The organism is Streptomyces sp. NPDC086766 (assembly GCF_044746005.1).
GTDB lineage: Bacteria > Actinomycetota > Actinomycetes > Streptomycetales > Streptomycetaceae > Streptomyces.
The window spans coordinates 1-21,490 of sequence record NZ_JBIVBI010000036.1 but is presented as its reverse complement, the minus strand read 5'-3'; the positions used below and the strand labels follow the sequence as shown (position 1 = coordinate 21,490).

Sequence of the window (21,490 nt, the reverse complement as noted above, 5' to 3'; positions counted from 1 at the left end):
GCAACTGCTCGACCTCCTGGAAGGACCCCGGGTCCAGGAGCAGCTCGATCCGCTCCCGAGCGGTCAGCTTCCCCTTGGCGTGCTGCGCCGCGGTCCCCGCGGGAGGTCCGTCGAGGGCCTCCTGCCGGATGCGGCCGAGTTCGGCGATCCGCTCGTGCATGGTCATGGCCGACTCCCTTGTCGGTTCAGCTGGTTCGGAGGGCGACGTAGTCGCAGAGCGCGAGCAGGGCACGCCGGGCGGCGGGCGGGCGCAGCGCGCCGAGGGCGGTCCGGGCCCGGTCCAGGCGGTGCCGGAGCACCGCCTCGGTCTCGGCGAGCGCCGGCGAGCGGGCGAAGAGTTCCAGGGCGTGCGGGACGTCGGCGGCGGGGACGGGTCCGGCCCGCAGGAGGGCGCGCAGTTCGGCGTCGGCCGGGTCGTCGCCGTCGAGGGCGAGCAGCACGGGCAGGGTGGGGACGCCGGCCAGCAGGTCGGTGCCGCGCTCCTTGCCGCTCACGTCGGCCGGGGAGCGCAGGTCCAGCAGGTCGTCGGCGATCTGGAAGGCGAGGCCGAGGTGTTCGCCGTACTCGGTCAGCGCCTCCACGCAGCCGGTGGGCGCGCCGGCCTGGAGGGCGCCGATGCCCAGGGACATCGACAGCAGGGCGGCCGTCTTGCCCGCCGTCACCTGGAAGTAGTGGGTGACCGGGTCCTCGCCGGGGGCGGGTCCGGTGAGTTCGCGCAGTTGCCCGGCGACCAGCCGGCCCGCGGTGCGGGCGTTGAGCGCTACGGCCTCGGGGCCCAGCTCGGCGGCCAGACGGGCGGCGCGGGCGAGCAGCCGGTCGCCGCCGAACACCGCGGCCCGTTCGCCGAAGCGGGCGTGGACGCTGGGGACGCCGTGCCGGGTGGGGGCGCCGTCCATGACGTCGTCGTGGTGGAGCGAGGCGATGTGCACCAGTTCGGCGACGACGGCCGCCTCGACGATCCCGTCCCGCCAGGGTTCGCCGAACTCGGCGCCGAGCAGCACCAGCAGCGGGCGCAGCCGCTTGCCGCCCGCGGCGGCGAGGTGCCCCGTGATCGCGGCGACGCGCGGGTCGGCGGCGTCGGACGCGGTGGCCGAAAGGCATTTCTCGACGCGTTCCAGGGATTCCCGCAGCCGGTTGTCGAGCTCGGGTTCACGGAGGGCCAGCCGGTCGAGCAATCCCGTTTCCCGGGGGCCCGGGGAGAATTGCGTCCCGGCCCGGTGAATTCGCCGCACGGCCATCGGAAACCCCTCTGAGACACGGTGGAGCGTTGCCGGCTTTCGGACGCCGGACGACAACTGTCCGTGGCCGGAACACAGTTCTCAACTGCGCTGACATGAAGGTGCCAGCCCGCTCCGGCCCCGCCTCGGCAACGCCCGCTGTCAGCTTCCTGCCACATTCCCGGCCATCTCGCGGAACGGTGGGGCCGCGTGCCGGTGGCCGCGGATAAGTTCCGAGCGGAAACTCAGAGGAAAGGTAAAGGAATTGCGCATCCGAAAGGCTCCGGCGGCCATCGCCACCGCACGCGTCGCCGCACTGGTCACCGCGCTCGCCGCCGTCTCCCTGTCCCTCGCGGCCGCTCCGGCGTCCGCCGCCACCCACGGCGGCGCCGGTGGTGGCGGCGAGCGGTCCGGCCGGTCCTGCGGCGCGCTGCGGCTGACCGGATCGCTGCCCGCGCCGCCCGCGGGAATGGCCGTACAGCAGGAGGTCGCGATCGGCGCGGACTGCGCGCCGCGGCTCGGCGCGGTCCACCTGGTACCGCTCGACCGCTCCGCGGCGGCGGCGAGGGCGCGGACGGCGACCGGGCCCGCGAGCGCGACCGTGCACGGTGCCGCGGCGGGGGACGCGAGGAAGGCGGCCGGAGCCGGGACGCCCGGCGCGGTCACGGCCGTGAGCGGCCCGCACCGGACCACCGGCTGGAACGAGATGTACGACTGCTGCGGCATCCGTATGACCGGCCTGTACACGGCGTCGGAGTGGACCACCGAGGGCGGCCGTGTGGTGAGCGCGGCCACCGACGCCACCCAGCGGTGGAACCGGGAGCCCTGGGACGCGGGCTGGTCGCTGAAGTCGGCCGGGCGTGACACCGACTGCGCCGCCGACTGCCCGGTCTCCCGCACCGAGGCGCACGCGGACTTCACCTACCGGGGCGTCTTCGACGTGACCGGCGTCCGGTACGCCAACACCCACCACTCGACCGTGGAGCTGGGCGCCGACGGGCGCGCCACCTGCCGCTTCGACGTCGAACTGCGCCACAGCTTCATCGGCTGGAACTGGCGCCGCGGCTGCGCCTGACCGAAAGCCGGAAGGCTCGCGGCGGGCACGCCCGCGCACATGGCAGCAACCTGCCACGGATCCGGATCGGGACGCCCGCGCTTCCTACACTCGCCGAAACCCCCCACCCCGACGCACCGGTCGGCGACCCGGCGGGGCGACCGGCTGTCCCCGTGCCGACTCCCACCGGGTCCGCACGCCGCCGCCCTCCCCTGCCCGCAGTCCCCGAAGTCCCCGGAACGCCCGGGATTTCCACGTTCACGAAGGAGTCTCATGTTCGGACGGATCGGACGGGCAGCCGTCCTCCGGCCCTGGGTGACCATCTCGGCCTGGATCGTCGCGGCGGTGGCGCTGGCCGTTCTCGCCCCCCAGCTGAAGTCCACCAGCGACCAGGCCGACTTCCTGCCCTCCCACTACGAGTCGGTGCAGGCCGCCAAGGTGCAGGAGCGGGCCTTCCCCCAGCACGAGCAGCCGGCGGCCGTCGCGGTGTTCCAGCGGGCCGACGGGCAGAAGCTGACCGCCGCGGACCGGACCGAGGTGGCCGAGATCGCCTCCCGTCTCCAGGGCCTGGGCATCGACCGCATCAAGCGGGTCGAGACCAGCCCGCAGGCGGTCTCCCCCAACGGGCGGATCGCGCTCGCCAGTGTGGTCGCCACCGTCAAGGACCCCTACGACCCCGGTCTGATGAAGTCGGTCGGGAAGCTGCGCGAGCAGGCCCGGCCGATGCTCGAGGGCACCGGTCTGAAGCTCGGCGTCACCGGCCAGGCGGCCAGCGCGCTGGACTCCAAGGAGGCGTCCGGCGACACCGACTCCATGATCATGTCGGCCACGCTGGTCCTCATCGTCGTCCTGCTGCTGCTCATCTTCCGCAGCCCGCTCATCGCGGTGCTCCCGGTGCTGATCATCGGCCTGGCCTTCATGGTCGCCACCGGGCTGATCTCCACGGCGGCGGAGATCGGCGGCCTCAAGGCCGACAGCTCCATCTCCGCCATCCTGATCGTGGTCCTGTTCGGCGTCGGCACCGACTACATCCTCTTCCTGCTCTTCCGCCACCGCGAGCAGCTGCGCTCCGGACAGGCCCCCAAGCAGGCCATGATCACCGCGGTCTCGCTGGTCGGCGAGACCATCGCCTCCGCGGCCGGCGCGGTCATCGTCGCCTTCCTGGCGCTGCTGCTGTCCACCATGGGCATGCTCCGCACGATGGGCCCCTCGCTCGCGATCTCGGTGGCGGTCGCCCTGCTCGCCGGTCTCACCCTGGTGCCCGCCGTCTTCTCGCTGCTCGGAACCAAGGCGTACTGGCCGTCCAAGTCCTGGCGCGAACAGCCGAAGAACGCCGTCGCGGCCCGGGTCGGCCGGCTCGCCGCGCGCCGCCCCGGCGTCGTCGCGGCCGTCACCGGCGGGCTGCTGGCGGTGCTGGCGGGCGGAGTGCTCGGCTTCCGCGCGGAGTTCGACACCACCAGCTCGCTGCCGCAGCACCTCGAGTCCGTGCGGGCCATGCGGGACATGCAGCGCGGGTTCCCGGCGGGCGAGACCGATCCGACCACCGTCTACCTGGAGAAGTCCGGCGGCCCCGCCCTGACCCCGGGCCGACTGGAGGCCTACGGCGCCGCGCTGGGCAAGGTCGACGGGGTGGGCCAGGTCTCCCCCGCGGTGCTCGCCGGCGACGGCCGGGTCGCCCGGTACAGCGTCGTCCTGGACCACAAGCCCACCGGGGAGAAGGCCATCGGCGTGGTCGCCGGGCCGCTCAGGGACACCGCCCACCGGGCCGCCCCCGAGGGCACGAGGGCGCTGGTCGGCGGCACCACGGCGGTGCTCGGGGACATCGAGAACGCGGTGAACCACGACTACAGGGTGGTCTTCCCGGCCGCCGGCGTCGCCATCATGCTCATCCTCGGTCTGCTGCTGCGCAGCGTGGTCGCGCCGCTGTACCTGATGGTCTCCGTCGCGCTCGGCTTCGGCGCCACGCTCGGCGCCACCGTCTGGCTGTTCCAGGACAGCCAGGGCAAGGACGGGCTGCTGTTCACGCTGCCGGTCATCGTCTACCTCTTCGTGGTGGCGATCGGCACGGACTACAACATCCTGATGGTGGCCCGGCTGCGCGAGGAGATCGAGCAGGGCCGGCCTCCCCGGGAGGCCGCGGCCCGGGCCGTCGCCCGGTGCGTGCCCACCATCGGAGCCGCGTCGGTGATCCTGGCCGGCACCTTCGGCGTCCTGATGCTGGCGGAGAACTCCATGCTCCAGCAGATGGGCTTCGCGGTGGCCTTCGGCATCCTGCTGTCCGCCTTCGTCATGGCGATGCTGCTGGTGCCCGCCCTGACCACCCTGCTCGGCCGGCGCGCCTGGTGGCCCGGGCTGCGCCCGGCCGCCGCGCCGGAGCCGGTGCCCGTCCGGGACGGCGACCCAACGCTCGTGTGACCGATGTGACCTGTCCGAGAGGAGGGCGCCGTCCGGTCCCCGCCACCCCCGAGTCCTGCCGTCGAACCGTGTGACGAGGGGCCCGGCGGCGGGGGCCGGACGGCGCGTGTGCCATGGAACTCACCCTTTTCCTGTTCATCGCCGCCGTCACTCTCGTCCTCACCGTGGCGCTCCTCTCCATCGGCGCCCGGCGCCTGCTCGGCCTCAGGATCGGCAAGGTGCGGGCCGCCCTCACCGGTCTGGTGGCCATGGGGGCCAGCGGCCTGATCGGCGCGGCGATGGGCGACGCCCGCCGTACCCCCCTGGTCTCGGTGCAGATCGGGCTGACCGTGCTGGTCGCGGTGGGCTTCCTCGCCCTCTCCGAGGCGGTGGTGCCCTCCGGTTCGCTGTCCGGGATGGTCCGCTGGCCGCAGGCGGTGCGCCGCCGGGTGGCCCGCACCCGCCGGTACGGCCAGCTGAGCCGGATCGCGATGCGGCACGGGCTGGGCAGCGCGCTGCGCGGCCGGGGCCGCGGCGGTCCCGAGGCGGCGGTGGCGCGCGGCCGGCTGGCGGTCCGGCTGCGCCTGGCCCTGGAGGAGGCCGGCGCCACCTTCGTCAAGCTCGGCCAGGTCCTGTCCACCCGGTACGACCTGCTGCCGGGCGAGTTCGTCACGGAACTCACCAAGCTCCAGCACCAGGTGGCGGCGGAGCCCTGGGACCAGGTGCGGCAGGTGCTCGCCGACGAGCTGGGCCGGGAGGTGGACGCCTGCTTCGCCGCGTTCGACCCGGTGCCGCTGGCGGCGGGGTCCATCGCCCAGGTGCACCGGGCGCGGCTCGCCACCGGCGAGGAGGTGGTGGTCAAGGTGCAGCGACCCGGCGCCCGTGACGTGGTGGACCGGGACCTGGACATCCTGTTCCGGATGAGCCGCAAGGTGGAGGAACACACCTCGTGGGGGCGGGACATGGGGGCCGTGGAGCTCGCGGAGGGCTTCGCGGCCTCGCTCAACGAGGAGCTGGACTTCCGGATCGAGGCGCGCAACATGGCCACGATCCGGGCCGCGGGCAATCGTCCCGGAACGCTCTCCACCGTCCGGATGCCGCTGGTGCACGAGGAGTTGTGCAGCAGGCGGGTGCTGGTGCTGGAGTGGCTGACCGGCACCCCGCTGAACGCCGCGGGCACCGTCATCGACGAACGCGGTCTGGACCGGACCGAGTTGGCCCGGCAGCTCCTGGAGTGCGTGCTCGAACAGATCATGATCGGCGGGGTGTTCCACGCGGACCCGCACCCCGGCAACATCATGCTGCTCGACGACGGCAAGCTCGGTCTGCTCGACTTCGGCTCGGTGGGCCGGATCGACCGGGTGCTGCGGGCCGCGCTCGGCAATCTGCTGCTCGCCATCCACCGCAGCGACCCGGTGGCGCTCTCCGACGCGCTCCTCGAACTGGTGGACCGGCGCGAGGACGTCGACGAGGTGCGCCTGGAGCGGGCGCTGGGCCGGTTCATGGCCCGCCATCTCACCCCCGGCGTACGGCCCGACCGGGAGATGTTCGCCGACCTGTTCCTGCTGGTGGCCCGGCACGGGCTGACGGTGCCTCCGGAGATCGCCGCGACCTTCCGCGCGCTGGCGACCCTGGAGGGGGCCATGGAGCAGCTCGTGCCGGGCTTCGACATCGTCGCCGAGGCGCGTGCCTTCGCCGCGGACCAGCTGGAGCGCAAGCTCAACCCCGGGTCGGTGGGCCGGGTGCTCGCGGAGGAGGCGCTCGCGCTGGCGCCGATGCTGCGCCGGCTGCCGCGCCGGATCGAGCGGATCACCAACTCTCTGGAGCACGGGCGGCTGGGCGTCCAGGTCCGGCTGCTCGCGGACGAACGCGACCGCCGTTTCGTGCGCTCCCTCGTGCACGACGTGCTGCTGGCGTTCCTCGGCGGGATCACCGCCCTGGTCGGCGTGCTGCTGCTCGGCACCCGCAACGGCCCCCGGCTCGGCCCCTCGCTCACGCTCTACCAACTGCTCGGGTACAACGTGCTGGTGGTCAGCTCGGTGCTGGTGATCCGGGTGGTGTTCACCGTCTTCCGGGCCCAGCGACGGCTCCCGGGGCGCTGAGCCGGGGGGAGCTCCCCTGAGGGCTTGCGGGAGTTGTCCCCGGGCTCGCGCACCGGGGGCGACGCCCGGGAATCCCGCGAGCCTCCGTACAAAGCCCCGGCGAGTTTTCGTACGGAGCCCCCCGCGAGTCCGTGCGGAGTCCCCGCGAGCCTCGGTACGCCCCCCGGGCCCTCAGGCTGCCGTGAACGCCACCGGGGCGCTGCTGTAGCCGTAGAGGAAGTTGGAGTACACGCGCTCCGCCGGGCCGCGGGACTCCACGGCGCCGACCATGTCGCGCAGGGCGTCGAGGAGCGCCTTGAGCTCCTCGCGGCCGAGGAACGCGCCGAGGCAGAAGTGCGGGCCGAAGCCGAAGGTGACGTGCTTGTTGGGGGTGCGGCCCAGGTCGTAGCGGCGCGGGTCGGCGAAGACGCTCTCGTCGAAGTTGGCCGAGGTGTTCCACAGCGTGACGACGTCGCCCGCCGGCACGGTGCGGCCGCCGATCTCGACGTCCACCAGGGCGCGGCGGCCGAAGTGCATGGCCGGGGTGGTCCAGCGCAGCACCTCCTCCGTTGCGGTGTCCACGCCGACCTCCCCCGCCTTGAACGCCCGCCACTGGTCGGGGTGCTCGACGAAGCCGAGGACCGCCCCGATGGACGCCATCCGGCTGGACTCGTCGCCGCCGATGATGAGGCTGTAGCAGTTGAGGACGATCTCCTCCTCGGTGAGCGGCCTGCCCTCGATCTCCCCGGTGGCCAGGGCGCTGATGACGTCGTCGCCGGGGTTCCTGCGGCGGCTGCGCGCCAGGTCGGAGAAGTAGAGCAGGATCTCGTTGCGGGCGAGCCAGGCGTCCTCGGGGGTGCCCTCGCTGCTGTCGGCGCTCAGCACCTGCTTGTTCCAGTCGAGCAGCGGCTGCCGGTCCTGCGGGGGCACGGCCATCAGGTCGCAGATGGTGCCCATCGGGATGTGCTCGGCGATCGCCTCCGCGTAGTCGAAGCCGTCGCGCTCCAGTGCCTGCGCGAGCAGGTCCCGGGTGCGGATCCGCACCTGCTCGACCACATGGCGCAGGGCCCGCGGCGAGAACGACTTCAGCATCAGGTTGCGGATGGCGCGGTGGCGGGCCCCGTCGCTGACGGCGAGCATCTTCCCGGCCGCGGAGTCACCGCCCTGCAGCAGGGTGGCGAGCACGTTGCCGCGCTCGGAGGTGAACCGGGCGTTGTCCTTGTAGACGGCCAGCACGTCCTCGTAGCGGGTGAGCGCCCAGAAACCGGGCCGGCCGGGGGTGGCCCGGTGGTGGTGGACGGGCCGTTCGGTTCGGAACCGCCGCCACAGGTCGTGGAGTTCGCCGGGGCTGCCGGTGACGAAGGTCCTGGGGTCGGTGAGGTCCACGGCGTCCAGGTCGCCGTGGGTGGCCCGGACGGTGTCGGTCGTCGTCATGTCCGCTCTCAGTGTCGGTCCCGCGGGGTCCGCGGGTTCACGGGTTCGGTGCGGGCGTGCCGGGCGGCGACTCGGCGCGCCGCCGGATGCCGTGCAGCCACTCGCGGCGGACGAGTCCGCTGGGCAGCCGGATGAGCATCCAGTAGCGGGCGAACCGGCGCCGGGCCGCCTCGTCGGTGCTGAGCACCCGCGTCTCGGTGCTGAGCCGTCCCTCGACGACGCGGAAGTCGAAGGCGACCTTGTAGTGGCCGGGGCGGTCGAATTCGGTGAAGGACCGGGCGGCGGGCGCGGCCAGGCGGGCCGGCCCCTTGGGGTCCTCGGTGGCCACGACCGCTCCCACCACGAGCTGGTGCGCGTCGCGGTGCAGCTCGGTGAAGCCGCCGCTCGTCATGGAGCCCAGGAAGGGCTCGTCGGCCTTGTCGCGCCGGGTGCCGAGGGAGCCGGCCAGCATCAGCGCGTGGAAGAGGGGCACGTCCCGCCAGCGGGTCTCGTCGACCGCCCGCAGCACCCGGGCGCGGGGCGCGCGCACCGCGACCGCGTGCCGCTCGCGGTGGTCCCAGCGCGGCAGCAGCCTGTCCAGGGCCCGCTCGGCCGGGCCGTCCCCGTTCCCGTTTCCGTCCCCGGGGCCGTGCGGGGCGTCCACGCCGTCCCCGTCGTCCACGCCGTCCATGGCGTCCGTGCCGTGCGTGTCGTCCATGTCAGTCGCTCCCGTCGGGGGTCGGCGCGGGCTGCCGGGTGCGCCGCTGGAAGGCCAGGGCCAGCACGGTGAACAGCAGTCCGCCGAGCATCCAGTAGGGCTCGTAGACGAGCACGCTGAAGCGGTCCTCGCCGGTCAGCGGCTTGTCCCGCTGCCCGGCGAGGAAGACCGCCAGGTCGACCATGGCGGGCGCGGCGTGGAAGACCATCAGCAGGGCGCAGCCCCAGGCCCCGGACAGCACCAGACGGCGCGGGAAGTACAGGCCCCAGAGCTGCACCAGGGCGAGGGCGAGGGCCGCCCCGCCGAGGTTCATCGGAATGGCGATCAGGTCGATCACGAACAATGGCGTGTTGTCGACCAGGGACTCGCCCGGCGGCAGCCCGAAGGTCCCGCCCAGGGCCCAGTAGGTGTGGAACGCCGCGAACACGACCATCCACGCGCACGCGGTGAAGGCCGTTCTGCGCTGCCAGGCCGTCGCGGGCGGGATGCGGCGGGCCCGCTCGGTGGCGCGGGCGGGGGTGCGGTGCTCGGCAGCGGGTGTGCTTTCCATGACGTTCCAATCGGGGCTGGACGGTGGTTCCGTCGGATGCCGGTCAGGCGGACAGCTCGGATCCATACCCCATCGGGCAGCCGTAGACGGTTTCCGCCCCACCGGATTCGGCCTCCCGCGCGTCGGCGGAGGTGGCGTGCACGTGGCTGCGGGCCGCGTGCAGTTCCGGGAAGAACCACTTGTCCAGGGTGGTGCGCAGGAACTCCGATCCCGAACTGCCGCCGCTGCCCGGCCGGGTGCCGAGGGTACGGACGACCAGCAGCCAGTGCTGGTAGCGCCACCGGTGGAACAGGGCGTCGTACTCCAGCAGGTCCTCGGCGGTCTCCCGCAGTTCGTCCTCGGGCCGGCCGGGTGCGAAGAGCTGCTCGGGGGCGAGGCCGCGGCGCTGCAGCACCTGGGTGAACACGTCGTTGAGGTTGGCCTCGTGGAAGCGGCTCAGCAGCCGCTTCCGCTCCTCGACGGTGGCGCCGGGCAGGTTCAGGTAACGGCGGTCGCGCAGCCCGGAGATCATCTCCAGCTCGCGGAACTGCACCGACTGGAAGCCGCTGGACTCCCCCAGCACGCCGCGGAACTCGTCGAACCCGGCCGGGGTCATGGTGCTCAGCACGTCGAGGTGGCCGAGCCACAGGGAGGTCATCCGGGTCAGCCGGCGCAGCCCGCGCCGGGCCCGGCCGAACCGTTCCTCGCGCAGCGCGTCGCGCACGCCCTCCAGCTCGTGCAGCGCGCAGTTGAACCAGAGTTCGATGGCCTGGTGGGTGATGATGAAGAGGATCTCGTCATGGGCGTCGGTCCGGGGGCGCTGGAGCGTCAGCAGTCCGGGGACCTCCAGGTACGAGCCGTAGGAGAGCGGTTCGGCGGGCGCGGTCTGCGTCAGGGGTTCGGCGACGGTGTCGGTCATGGGATGGGTCCCCTCGGTGTGCGACGCTCAACGAGCGGCGGCGGTACGGTACTTGCGGATGGCCAGCGGGGCGACGACCGCGAGGATCAGCGCCATCCAGGCCAGGCTGAGCGCGACGGGGTGGTCGCCGGGGAAGGAGTGGCCGGTGGTCGCGGCGGGGTTGCCCCACAGGTCGCGGCAGGCGCCGACCACGCTGCTCAGCGGGTTCCACTCGGCCGCCACGGTCAGCCAGTGCGGCAGCCCGGTGAGCGGGATGAAGGCGTTGGACAGGAACAGCACCGGCATCAGCAGCAGCGACGGCACGGACGAGGCGGTCGCCGGATCGCCGAGCGAGAGCCCGATGAGCGCGCCGAGCCAGGCCATCGTGAATCCGAACAGCAGCAGGATGCCGAACCCGGCGAGGACGCTCGGCGCGTCGGCGTGGGTGCGCCATCCGATGCCGAGGCCGACCGCGGCCATGGCGACGCAGCTGAGCGCGCGCAGCACGGTGTCGCCCAGGGTGCGGCCGATCAGGACGGCCGCACCCGACATGGGCAGGGAGCGGAAGCGGTCGACGAGCCCGTTGCGCAGGTCCTCGACGGCGCCGACGGCGGTGCCGGGGACGGCGCTCATGACGCCCTGGACGAAGATGCCGGCCATGATGAACTCGGCGTAGTCGCCGTGCGGCACCTCGATGACGCTGCCGAACAGCACCCCGAAGAGCAGGACGAAGATCATCGGCAGCAGCACGGCGTTGACCAGCCGGCCCGGTGCCCGCCGCAGGTGCCGCAGATGCCGTTCGAGGCAGATCAGCCCGTCGTTCAGCGCGGCCCCAGGCCCGTCGCCGTGTGCCGCTCGTGTGATGGCGCTCATGCCGCGCTCCACTCCTCGCTGCGGTGTCCGGACCGGTCCGCGGTCTCGTCCGCGGCCCGGTCGCCGGTGGTGTTCTCGGCCCCCGCGCCGGGGGTGTCCCCCGGGGTCTCCTCCGGGGGCCGGCCGGTGCGTCCGGTGAGGCTGAGGAAGACGTCGTCGAGGGAGGGGCGGCGGACGGCGAAGTCCGTCACGGCCACTCCGCCGGCCCGCAGCGCGACCGCCGCCTCGGCGATGTCGTGCAGTCCGCCGTCCAGCGGCACGGACAGCACCCGGCCGTCGTCGCCGGCCAGCGGGGCCGCGCCCACCGCGCGGGTGAGCGCGGCGGCCGCGGCGGGCTGCTGGGCCGGGTCGGCGAGCCCCACCTCCAGGCGCTCGCCGCCGACCCTGCGCTTCAGCTCGTCCGAGGTGCCCTCGGCGATCACCCGGCCGGAGTCGACGACCACGATCCGGTCGGCCAGTTCGTCGGCCTCCTCGAGGTACTGGGTGGTGAGCAGCACGGTCACGCCCGCCGCGACCTGCTCGCGGATCAGCGCCCACAGGTCGAGCCGGCTGGCCGGGTCGAGCCCGGTGGTCGGCTCGTCGAGGAAGAGGACGGAGGGCCGGGCGACCAGGCTGACCGCCAGGTCCAGCCGGCGGCGCATACCGCCGGAGTAGGTGCCCGCGGGCCGGTCGGCCGCGTCGGTCAGGCCGAACCGGTCCAGCAGTTCGGCCGCCCGCTGCCGGGCTCCGGCGCGGGTCAGCCGCTGCAGCATGCCGACCATGCGCAGGTTCTCGGCGCCGGTGAGCTGCTCGTCGACGGCCGCGTACTGGCCGGTGAGGCCGATCGCCCGCTGCACCTGGCGGCGTTCGCGGACCACGTCGTACCCGGCCACCCGTGCGGTGCCCGCGTCGGGTTCGAGCAGGGTCGCCAGGATGCGGACGGTGGTGGTCTTGCCCGCGCCGTTGGGCCCGAGCACCCCGAGCACGGTGCCGGCCGGGACCGCGAGGTCCACGCCGCGCAGGGCCTCGTGGTCGCCGTACCGCTTGCGCAGTCCCTCCGTGTGTATCGCCAGCTCCACAGTTCGCTCCTCACTCACCGCGGACTCGGTCCGCGAGCACTCGGCCGATCTCGGCGATCGGCCCGGGACGGGTCATCTCGTCGTGTGCGCAGGCGACTTCGTGGATCTCCAGCCGCCCGGTCGCATGGGCCTGCCAGGCCTCGGCGCGCGGTGCGTCAGCGTCGCGGCCCTCGGTGGCGAGGAAGTACAGGACGTCGCCGCGGTACACGCCGGGCCGCAACGCGTCGCCGACGGCCTGGTTGTTGGCGGCGACCCGTTCGATCGCCGCCACGTGCCGGGCCCGCAGCCCGGCGAGCCCGGTGTCGCCCTCGCCGAGCAGCCGGGCCACGGCCGCGTGGTCGAGGGGGGCGCTCTCGTCGGCGGGCGCGCGGCCGGTCAGCCCGGCGAGCCCGCGCAGGAAGCCGTCTCCGCCGTGCTCCACGTGCTTGCGCCCGGTCGGGTACGCGTCGAGCAGCGCGAGCAGGGCGACCTCCTCGCCCTCGGCCTGGAGCCGGGTGGCCATCAGGTGGGCCACCAGACCGCCGAAGGACCAGCCGAGGAGGTGGTACGGGCCGTGCGGCTGCACCTTCCTGACGTGGGCCAGGTAGTCGTCGGCCATCTCCTCGGCGTTCCTCGGGAGCCGGTCCGCTCCGGTCAGTCCCCGCGCCTGCAGCGCGTAGACCGGGCGGTCGCGCTCCAGGGCCGGTACGAGCCCGGAGTAGACCCAGCCGACGCCGAGCCCGGGGTGCACGCAGAAGAGCGGCGGCAGATCACCGTCGGCCCGCAGCGGCAGCAGCACCTCCAGGGCGTCGTCGAGGGTGTCGTGGCCGAGCCGCCCGGCGAGCCGGGCGACCGTCGGCGCCTCGAACACGGTGCGCACGGTCAGTTCGCTGCCGAGGGCCTCCCGGATCCGTCCGGCGAGCCGCATGATCAGCAGGGAGTGGCCGCCCAGGTCGAAGAAGTCGTCGTCGACGCCGACCCGGTCCACCCCGAGCACCTCGGCGAACAGCCGGCACAGCAGCTCCTCGCGCTCGGAGCGGGGTGCCCGGTAGGCCTGGGAGGAGGTGAACTCCGGTGCGGGCAGGGCGCGTACGTCGAGCTTGCCGTTGTGCGTCAGCGGCAGCGCGTCGAGGGGCACGAACGCGGCGGGCGCCATGTACTCCGGCAGCGCGCCGGCGACCAGCGTCCGCAGCTCGTCCGCTCCGGGTACGGCGTCCCCGGTGACGTAGGCGACCAGGCGCCGGTCGCCGGGGGTGTCCTCGCGCGGCACCACGGCGGCCCGGGTGACGCCCGGGTGCCCGGTCAGCACGGTCTCGATCTCCCCGGTCTCGATGCGGAAGCCGCGCAGCTTGACCTGCCCGTCGCCGCGGCCGGCGTACACGAGCCGCCCCTCGTCGTCCCAGTACGCCAGGTCACCGGTGCGGTACATGCGCGTCCCGGCCGGTCCGAACGGGTCGGCGACGAAGCGCTCGGCGGTGAGCGCGGCCCGGTCGAGGTAGCCGCGGGCCAGGCTCGCCCCGGCGATGTACAACTCGCCGCGCACCCGGGGCGGGACCGGGCGCAGCCACGCGTCGAGGACGTAGGCGCGGGTGTTGGCGAACGGACGGCCGATGGGCACGGGCCCGGCCGGCAGCGGCTGTCCCGGTGCGATGCGGTACTGCGCGCAGTTGACGGTGGCCTCGGTCGGTCCGTACACGTTGACCACGGTGGTTCCGGGCCGGCGGGCCCGGAATCCGGCGAGCACCTCGCCGGTCAGCGCCTCGCCGCCGAGAAGGAGTTCACCGGTCGGGGTGTGGGCGTCGGGCGCCGTCGCGAGCAGCGGCAGGTGGCTCGGGGTCGCCTTCAGGAACGTGACGGCGGTGCCGGGTGCCGGGGCGTCGTCGAGTGCGCCCAGGCGGACCTGGCCACCGGTGACGAGCGGGGTGTAGAGCGCGGTCACGGTCAGGTCGAAGGTGACCGGGGAGTGCAGCAGCGCGGACCCCGCGGCGCTCGGGTACTCGGCCGCCGTCCAGCTCAGGTAGTCGGTGACCGAGCGGTGCTCGACCACGACGCCCTTGGGGCGGCCGGTCGAGCCGGAGGTGTAGATGACGTAGGCGGGGTGGGCCGGGGAGAGCGGGGCGGCGCGGTCCGCGTCGGTGAGGTCGGCGCCGTCCCGCGCGGCCAGGTCCCGGACGGTCTCCGGGGTGTCGAGCAGCAGCGGGGCGGGACCGGCGGGCAGGCCGGCGGCCACGGCCGTCTCGCTCAGCACCAGCACGGGCGCGGCGTCGGCCAGCACGAACCGGGTGCGCTCGGCCGGGTGGTCCGGGTCGAGCGGCAGGTAGGCGGCGCCCGACTTCAGCACCGCGAGCAGCGCGACCACCAGGCCGGGCGAGCGGGGCAGTGCGATCGCCACCACCCGCTCGGGTCCGGCGCCGTGGGCCACCAGGAGCCGGGCGAGCCGGTTGGCGCGGGTGTTCAGCTCCTCGTAGGAGAGCGTCTCCTCGGCGGCGGCGAGCGCGGTGGCGTGCGGGGTGCGCCGGACCTGCGCCTCGAACAGCGCGGGCAGCGGCGCCCGCGGCGTCTCGCGGGCGCCGCCGTCGCCGTGGGCGAGCAGCCGCGCCCGCTCCGCGGGGGTGAGCACGTCCAGGGTGGCGACGGGCGCGTCGGGCCGGTCGGTGGCCGCGGTGAGCAGCGTGTCCAGCCGCTCGGCGAGGCGCTCGGCGGTGGCCCGGTCGAACAGCTCGGTGTGGAACTGGAGCACGCCGTCGACACCGGCGGGCGTACCGGCGGAGTCGAAGCGTTCGCCGAGGTGGAGGGCCAGGTCGAACTTGGCCACGTCCGACTCGGCGGCGTACGGGGCGGTGGTGACGCCGTCGAGCCGGAAGTCGGCCTCGGCGTTGTTGTGCACCGACAGCAGCACCTGGAAGAGGGGGTGGCGGGCCAGTGACCTGGCCGGGTTCAGCACCTCCACCAGCCGCTCGAACGGCAGGTCCTGGTGGGCGTAGGCGGCGAGGTCGGTTTCCCGGACCCGGGCCACCAGTTCCCGGAAGGTGGGCATGCCGGAGGTGTCGGTGCGCAGCACCAGCGTGTTGACGAAGAAGCCCACGAGGTCGTCGAGGGCGTCGTCGGTGCGCCCGGCGACCGGGGTGCCGACGGGGATGTCGGTGCCCGCGCCCTCCGCGGTGAGGACGGCGGCGAAGCCCGCCTGGAGCACCATGAACATGCTGGCGCGGGTGTCGTGGGCGAGCCGGGCGAGCCGGGCGTGCAGCCGCGCGTCCAGGGTGAAGCGGACTCCGGCGCCGTGGTTGCCGAGCACCGCGGGGCGCGGCCGGTCCAGGGGCAGTTCGAGCTGGTCGGGCAGGCCGGCCAGGGTGTGCTTCCAGTGCGCGATCTGCCGCGCGGCGACGCTGCGGGGGTCCTGCTCGTCGCCGAGCACCCGGCGCTGCCACAGCGCGTAGTCCGCGTACTGCACGGGGAGCGGGGCGAGTTCCGGTGCGCCGCCCACCCGGCGGGCCGCGTAGGCGGCGGCGAAGTCGCCGGCGAGCGGGGCCATCGACCAGCCGTCGGTGGCGATGTGGTGGACCACCAGCAGCAGGACGTGGTCCTCGGGCCCGGTGGTGAACAGGGTGGCCCGCAGGGGTACTTCGGTGGTCAGGTCGAATCCGCGGGCGGCCTCGGCGGCGAGCAGCGGGCCGAGTTCCGCCTCGGTGGCGGTGGCGAAGGTGAAGGCGGTGCGGGTCCGGCCGGCGGGGAGCACCTGCTGGCGGGGCTCGCCGTCGGTGGCGGGGAAGACGGTGCGCAGGGTCTCGTGGCGTTCCGCGACGTCGGCGAGCGCCGCGTCGAGGGCGGCCCGGTCGACGGGGCCGTGCAGCCGCACGGCCAGCGGGATGTTGTACGTGGCGCTCGGGCCCTCCATGCGGTTGAGGAACCACAGCCGGCGCTGGGCGAAGGACAGCGGCACCGCCTCGGGCCGGTCCGCGGCCCGCAGCGGGGGCCGGGCACCGCCGGCCGCGGCGACCCGTTCGGCCAGCTCCGCCGGGGTCGGCGCCTCGAACAGGGCCCGGATCGCGAGTTCCACGCCGAGGTCCGTGCGGACCCGGCTGACCAGGCGGGTGGCGAGCAGGGAGTGGCCGCCGAGGGTGAAGAAGCTGTCGTCGACGCCGACCGTCTCCAGGCCGAGGACCTCGGCGAAGAGGGCGCACAGCACCTCCTCCTCCGCCGTCTCGGGGGCCCGGCCCGTGGTGGTGCCGGCGAGTTCCGGAGCGGGCAGCGCCTTGCGGTCGACCTTGCCGTTGGGGGTCAGCGGGAACTCGTCGAGGACGACGGTGGCGGAGGGCACCATGAACTCGGGCAGCGCCCCCGCGACATGCTCGCGCAGCGCCTCGGCCCGCGCCTGCCGTCCCGGTGCCGGGACCACGTAGGCGACGACCCGCTTGTCGCCGGGCTCGTCCTCGCGGACGACGACGACGGCGTGGCCGACGCTCTCGTGCAGGCCGAGCACGGACTCGATCTCGCCGAGTTCGATGCGGAAGCCGCGGACCTTGACCTGGTGGTCGGCGCGCCCGGCGAACTCCAGCCGGCCGTCGGCGCGCCACCGCCCGAGGTCGCCGGAGCGGTACAGGCGGGAGCCGGGCGGGCCGAAGGGGTCGGCGACGAACCGCTGCGCGGTGAGGCCGGGCCGCTCGTGGTAGCCGCGGGCCAGGCCGGGTCCGGCGATGTACATCTCGCCGACCGCGCCGGGCGGCACCGGGCGCAGCCAGCGGTCCAGCACGTACACGCGGGAGTTGACGAAGGGGCGTCCGATGGGCGGGGTGCCGCCGACGCCGAGCGGGCCGCTCATGGTGGCGCCGACGGTGGTCTCGGTGGGGCCGTAGCCGTTGAGGAGGCGGCGACCGGGGGCCCAGCGGGCGACCAGCTCGGGGGTGCAGGCGTCGCCGGTGGAGACCAGGGTGGCCCCGGCGAGGACGTCGTCGCCGGCCGGGAGCGAGGCGAGCGCGACCGGGGGCAGGGTGGCGTGGGTGACCCGGTGCCTGCGGACCAGTGCGGCGAGCGGGTCGCCGGGCAGCAGGTCGTCGGCGGAGCCGAGGACGAGCGCGGCGCCGGAGAGCAGGCCCATCGCGATGTCCCAGAAGCCCGCGTCGAAGCTCACCGACGCGAACTGGAGCACCCGGCTGCCGGGTCCCGCCTGGACGGCGTCGGCCTGGGTGGCGACCAGGCTGGCCAGGCCGTGGTGCGGGACCACGACGCCCTTGGGGCGGCCGGTCGAGCCCGAGGTGTAGATGACGTACATCGGGTGGGCGGTGGTCAGCGGGGTGAGCCGTTCGGCGTCCGTGACGTCGCTGTCGTCGCGGTCCGCGAGGGCGGTCGTGGTGCCGGGGTCGTCGAGGATCAGCCGGGGCACGTCCGGCGCGGTGCCCGCGAGGGGCCCCGCGGCGGCCGCGGTGGTGATCAGCAGGGTGGGCCGGGCGTCGGCCATCATGAAGGAGAGCCGGTCGACGGGGTACTCGGGGTCGAGCGGCAGATAGCCGGCCCCCGCCTTGAGCACCGCCCACAGCGCGGTGACGAGTTCCACCGAGCGGGGCACGGACACGGCGACGAACTGCTCCGGCCCGACGCCGAGTTCGATGAGTCGGCGGGCCAGCCGGTTGGCGCGGGCGTCCAGTTCGGCGTAGGTGACGGTGGTGTCGCCGAAGAGCAGCGCGGGCGCGTCGGGTGCCTCCGCGACCCGGGCCCGGAACAGCTCGGGGAGGGTCGCGGGGGTGACGGCGCGGGCGCTGTCGTTGAACTCGTGGAGCAGACGGCGGCGTTCCGCCGGGGCGAGGACGTCGAGGCGGCCGACGGGCCGGCCGGGGTCGGCGACGACGGCCGTGAACAGCCGTACCAGCCGGTCGAGTACGGCCCGTGCGGCGGCCTCGTCGAACAGGTCGGGGGCGTAGCACAGCCGCAGATGCAGGTCGTCGCCCATCAGGCCGGCGGCGAGGTTGAGGGGGTAGTGCGCGCCGTCGCGGCCGTCGACGCCGCTGAACCTGACTCCGTCGACCTCCAGTTCCTCGGTGGTCGGGTCGACGGGGTAGTTCTGGTAGACGAGCGTGGTGTCGAACAGCTCCTGGTGGCCGGAGAGCTGCTGCACGTCGGTGAGCCGGACGTGCTGGTGGGCGAGGAGCTCGGCCTGTTCGGCCTGGAGGCGGGTGAGCGCGTCCACGAGCGGTTCCCCGGGGCGGAACCGGACGCGGACCGGGAGGGTGTTGATGAACAGCCCGACCATGGTGTCGACGCCCGGGATCTCCGGCGGCCGGCCCGAGACGATGGCGCCGAAGACGACGTCGTCGCGGCCGGTGAGGGCGGACAGCAGCAGTCCCCAGACGCCCTGGACGACGGTGTTGACGGTGAGCGAGCGGCTGCGGGCGAAGGCCAGCAGGGCGGCCGTGATCTCCGGCGGCACCTCGTGCCGCAGCCAGCCGGGCCGGACCAGTTCCCGGCCCCGGTGCGCCGGGGCGACCAGGGTCGGCTCGTCGATGCCGTCGAGCGCGGCGCGCCACGCCTCGCGGGCGGTGTCGGCGTTCTGGGCGGCGAGCCAGGCGAGGTAGTCCCGGTACGGGGTGACCGGGCGCAGCACGGCGGGGTCGCCCTTGCTCCCGTACAGCTCGAACAGCTCCCGCACCAGGACCGGCACGGACCAGCCGTCCATCAGGATGTGGTGCTTGGTCAGCATCAGCCGGAAGCGGCCGGGGCCGAGCCGGAAGACGGTGAACCGCAGCAGCGGCGGGCGGGTGAGGTCGAAGCCCCGCGCCCGGTCCTCGTCGGCGTGCCGGGCGAGTTCGGCCTCCTGCTTGTCCTCGTCCAGGGCGCTCAGGTCGATCTGCGTCCAGGGCACCTTGACCTGGCTGTGCACCAGCTGCACCGGCTCGGTGGACCGGTCGTGGCGGAAGCCGACCCGCAGGTTCGCGTGCCGCTTCAGCAGGGCCCGCGCGGCCAGGCGCAGGGCGCGGGCGTCCAGGGGCCCTTCGAGGTCGAGGAGGAGCTGGTGGACGTAGAGGTCCGGTCCGTCCTCGTCGTACAGGGCCTGGAACAGCATGCCCTCCTGCAGTGGCGACAGCGGGAGGACGTCCTCGATTGCGGACTTGCTCACTTGGCCATCTCCCATTCGTCCGAGAAGTCGTCCTCGTCGTCCTCGTCGTCCCAGTCGTCCGGGGCGACCGGCCCGGCCCCCGAGGTGAAGGCGTCGAGCTCGTCCTGACTGAGCCGGACCAGGGACAGGTCCGACGGGGTGAGTCCGCCGATTCCGGCGTGCTCGGCGTGGGCCGCGAGAGCCCGCACGGCGCGCGAGAAGCAGGCGGTGAGGTCGCGTACGTCCTGCTCGCGCAGCAGGGTCTGCGGCCAGGACCAGACGAGCAGCAGGCGCGGCCCGTCCGGGTGGTCCTCGGTCATGGCGTTCACGCCGAGGGCGTGGGTCAGCGGGGTCTCCGGGTCGGGCCGGCCGCCGGACAGGTCGGCGCCGCCGACCATCTCCGCGTCGGCGACCGGCGTCCAGGGCGCCGCCTCGCCGCTGCCGGCCGGGGCGGACCGGCCCAGGTAGTTGAAGCTGATCTGGGGGCCTGGCAGGCCGTCGAGCACGTCCCGGGTGCGGTGGTTGAGGTGACGCAGCAGACCGAAGCCGAGTCCGTGGTCGGGCAGGGCGCGCAGCTGCTCCTTGACCCGCTTGAGCGCCTCGCCGACGGCCGGACCGCCGCTCTCCAGCCCGGCCGGGTCGCAGCCGCCCGGGTCCAGCCGCACCGGGTGCAGGCTGGTGAACCAGCCGACGGTGCGGGAGAGGTCCACGCCGTCGACGACGTCCTCGCGGCCGTGGCCCTCCAGGTCGACGAGGACCGCGGTCTCGTCGTCCTCGCCGCGGCGGGCCCGCCAGTCGGCGACCGCCAGGGCCAGCGCGGTCAGCAGGACGTCGTTGACGCCGGCGTGGTACGCGGCCGGCAGCGAGGTCAGCAGCGGGGCGACGTGCTCGGCGGGTTCGGTGGTGGTCAGGAAGCGCATGGTGGCGAACACGTCCTGACCGGGGTCGAGCGGACGGTCGCCGAGCAGCGCGTCCGGCTCCTCCAGGATGGCCTCCCACAGCGGGAGTTCGGCCTCGCGCTCCGGGGTGTGGGCGAGTTCCAGCAGGTGCTGGGCCCAGCGCCGGAACGAGGTGCCGGTCGGCTGGAGCGCGGGTTCCTTCCCCGCGACGAGCGACTCGCAGGCGGCGGCGAGGTCCGGGATCAGGATCTGCCAGGACACGTTGTCGACGACCAGGTGGTGGGCGACGAGCAGCAGCCGTCCCGGCCGCCCGGCCCCGGCGTCGAACCAGACCGCCTGGAGCATCACGCCGGCGTCGGGGTCGATCCGCGCCCAGGCGGCCTCGCTCTCCCGCGAGGTGAGCGCGCGCAGCTCCGCGGCGTCCAGGTCCGCCGCGTCCACCCGCAGCACCCGGTCCGCGGCGTCGACGGTGCCGCGCTCCGGCACCTCGAGCCGCCACTGCCCGGTCTCCCGGATCAGCCGGGTGCGCAGGGCGTCGTGGTGGTCGAGGAGCGTCTGCAGGGCGACGGTGAGCCGGTCCTCGGTGAGGTCCGCCGGGGCCTGGAGCAGCATGGACTGGTTGAACCGGGCGATGGGACCCCCGCGTTGGCGCAGCCAGTGCACGGTCGGGGTGAGCGGCACGTCACCGATCCCGAGGTCCGGGCCCTCGCCGACGACCTGGTCCAGGCTGCCCGCGACGGCGGCGAGCGCGGCCACGGTGCGGTGCTCGAACACCTGCCGGGGGGTGATGACGAGTCCGGCCTGGCGGGCGCGGCTGACGAGCTGGATGGACATGATGCTGTCGCCGCCGAGGTCGAAGAAGCTGTCGTCGACGCCGACCGTGGTCAGGTTCAGCAGGTCGCGGTAGATCCGGCTGAGGGCCTCCTCCCGTTCGGTGCCGGCCTGCCGTCCGCCGGGGGTGGCGGACAGGTCGGGGGCGGGCAGGGCCTTGCGGTCCAGCTTGCCGTTGGGCGTCTGCGGGAAGGCCTCGAGTACGACGACCGCGGCGGGGACCATGTAGTCGGGCAGACACTCCCCCACGTATGCGCGCAACCGTGCCGGGTCGGCGCTGTGGTGCGGGCGGGGGACGACGTAGGCGGCGAGCTGCTTGACGCCCGGCGTGTCCTCGCGGACGACGACGGCCACCTGCCCGACACTCTCGTGGCGGGCCAACACGGCCTCGATCTCCCCGAGTTCGATACGGAACCCGCGGATCTTGACCTGGTCGTCCGCCCGGCCCAGATACTCCAG

Annotated in this window: 13 protein-coding genes; 3 read left to right on the top strand and 10 right to left on the bottom strand. The window is 74.1% G+C overall.

What is annotated here, in order from left to right:
• Positions 1 to 232, bottom strand: a 232-nt coding sequence (locus tag ACIPM1_RS32680) for a carboxyl transferase domain-containing protein (protein ID WP_402440835.1), incomplete at its 3' end; no start/stop codon positions are given.
• A complete protein-coding gene (locus ACIPM1_RS32675) occupies positions 186 to 1,175 on the bottom strand; it encodes a polyprenyl synthetase family protein (RefSeq protein WP_402440833.1) in 990 nt (329 codons plus the stop codon). The genes ACIPM1_RS32675 and ACIPM1_RS32680, both read right to left, overlap by 47 nt.
• A 307-nt stretch (positions 1,176 to 1,482) precedes the next feature.
• Between ACIPM1_RS32675 and ACIPM1_RS32670 the strand changes: the two genes are divergently transcribed.
• The 3 genes from ACIPM1_RS32670 (at position 1,483) to ACIPM1_RS32660 (ending at position 6,767) form a co-directional block, all read left to right on the top strand.
• Positions 1,483 to 2,292 carry a hypothetical protein gene (locus ACIPM1_RS32670; RefSeq protein ID WP_402440831.1) on the top strand — a complete coding sequence of 270 codons (810 nt, stop codon included), beginning with the start codon at positions 1,483 to 1,485 and terminating at the stop codon, positions 2,290 to 2,292.
• Positions 2,293 to 2,544: 252 nt separating this feature from the next.
• A complete protein-coding gene (locus ACIPM1_RS32665; protein WP_402440829.1) occupies positions 2,545 to 4,686 on the top strand; it encodes an MMPL family transporter in 2,142 nt (713 codons plus the stop codon).
• 113 nt (positions 4,687 to 4,799) lie between these two features.
• Positions 4,800 to 6,767 carry an ABC1 kinase family protein gene (locus ACIPM1_RS32660; protein WP_402440827.1) on the top strand — a complete coding sequence of 656 codons (1,968 nt, stop codon included), beginning with the start codon at positions 4,800 to 4,802 and terminating at the stop codon, positions 6,765 to 6,767.
• 171 nt (positions 6,768 to 6,938) lie between these two features.
• Here ACIPM1_RS32660 and ACIPM1_RS32655 read toward each other — a convergent pair whose 3' ends face one another.
• The 8 genes from ACIPM1_RS32655 to ACIPM1_RS32620 all read right to left on the bottom strand — a co-directional run.
• Positions 6,939 to 8,180, bottom strand: coding sequence for a cytochrome P450 (locus ACIPM1_RS32655; RefSeq protein ID WP_402440825.1), 1,242 nt, complete (start codon positions 8,178 to 8,180; stop codon positions 6,939 to 6,941).
• Positions 8,181 to 8,217: 37 nt separating this feature from the next.
• Positions 8,218 to 8,877: a hypothetical protein gene (locus ACIPM1_RS32650; protein ID WP_402440823.1), complete on the bottom strand. Its 660-nt coding sequence runs from the start codon at positions 8,875 to 8,877 to the stop codon at positions 8,218 to 8,220.
• Position 8,878: 1 nt separating this feature from the next.
• Positions 8,879 to 9,427: a DUF3995 domain-containing protein gene (locus ACIPM1_RS32645; protein WP_402440822.1), complete on the bottom strand. Its 549-nt coding sequence runs from the start codon at positions 9,425 to 9,427 to the stop codon at positions 8,879 to 8,881.
• 43 nt (positions 9,428 to 9,470) lie between these two features.
• Positions 9,471 to 10,325: a tryptophan 2,3-dioxygenase family protein gene (locus ACIPM1_RS32640; RefSeq protein ID WP_402440820.1), complete on the bottom strand. Its 855-nt coding sequence runs from the start codon at positions 10,323 to 10,325 to the stop codon at positions 9,471 to 9,473.
• 27 nt (positions 10,326 to 10,352) lie between these two features.
• Complete coding sequence (locus tag ACIPM1_RS32635; RefSeq protein WP_402440818.1) at positions 10,353 to 11,177, bottom strand: ABC transporter permease; 825 nt, start codon at positions 11,175 to 11,177, stop codon at positions 10,353 to 10,355.
• Positions 11,174 to 12,235, bottom strand: a complete 1,062-nt coding sequence (locus tag ACIPM1_RS32630) for an ATP-binding cassette domain-containing protein (protein WP_402440816.1) — start codon at positions 12,233 to 12,235, stop codon at positions 11,174 to 11,176. Before ACIPM1_RS32630 ends, ACIPM1_RS32635 begins: the two co-directional genes overlap by 4 nt.
• A 10-nt stretch (positions 12,236 to 12,245) precedes the next feature.
• Entirely contained in the window at positions 12,246 to 19,322 is a 7,077-nt protein-coding gene (locus ACIPM1_RS32625) for an amino acid adenylation domain-containing protein (protein WP_402440814.1), read from the bottom strand.
• Positions 19,319 to 21,490: condensation domain-containing protein (locus ACIPM1_RS32620; protein WP_402440812.1), on the bottom strand; the 2,172-nt coding region annotated here is incomplete at its 5' end. The genes ACIPM1_RS32620 and ACIPM1_RS32625, both read right to left, overlap by 4 nt.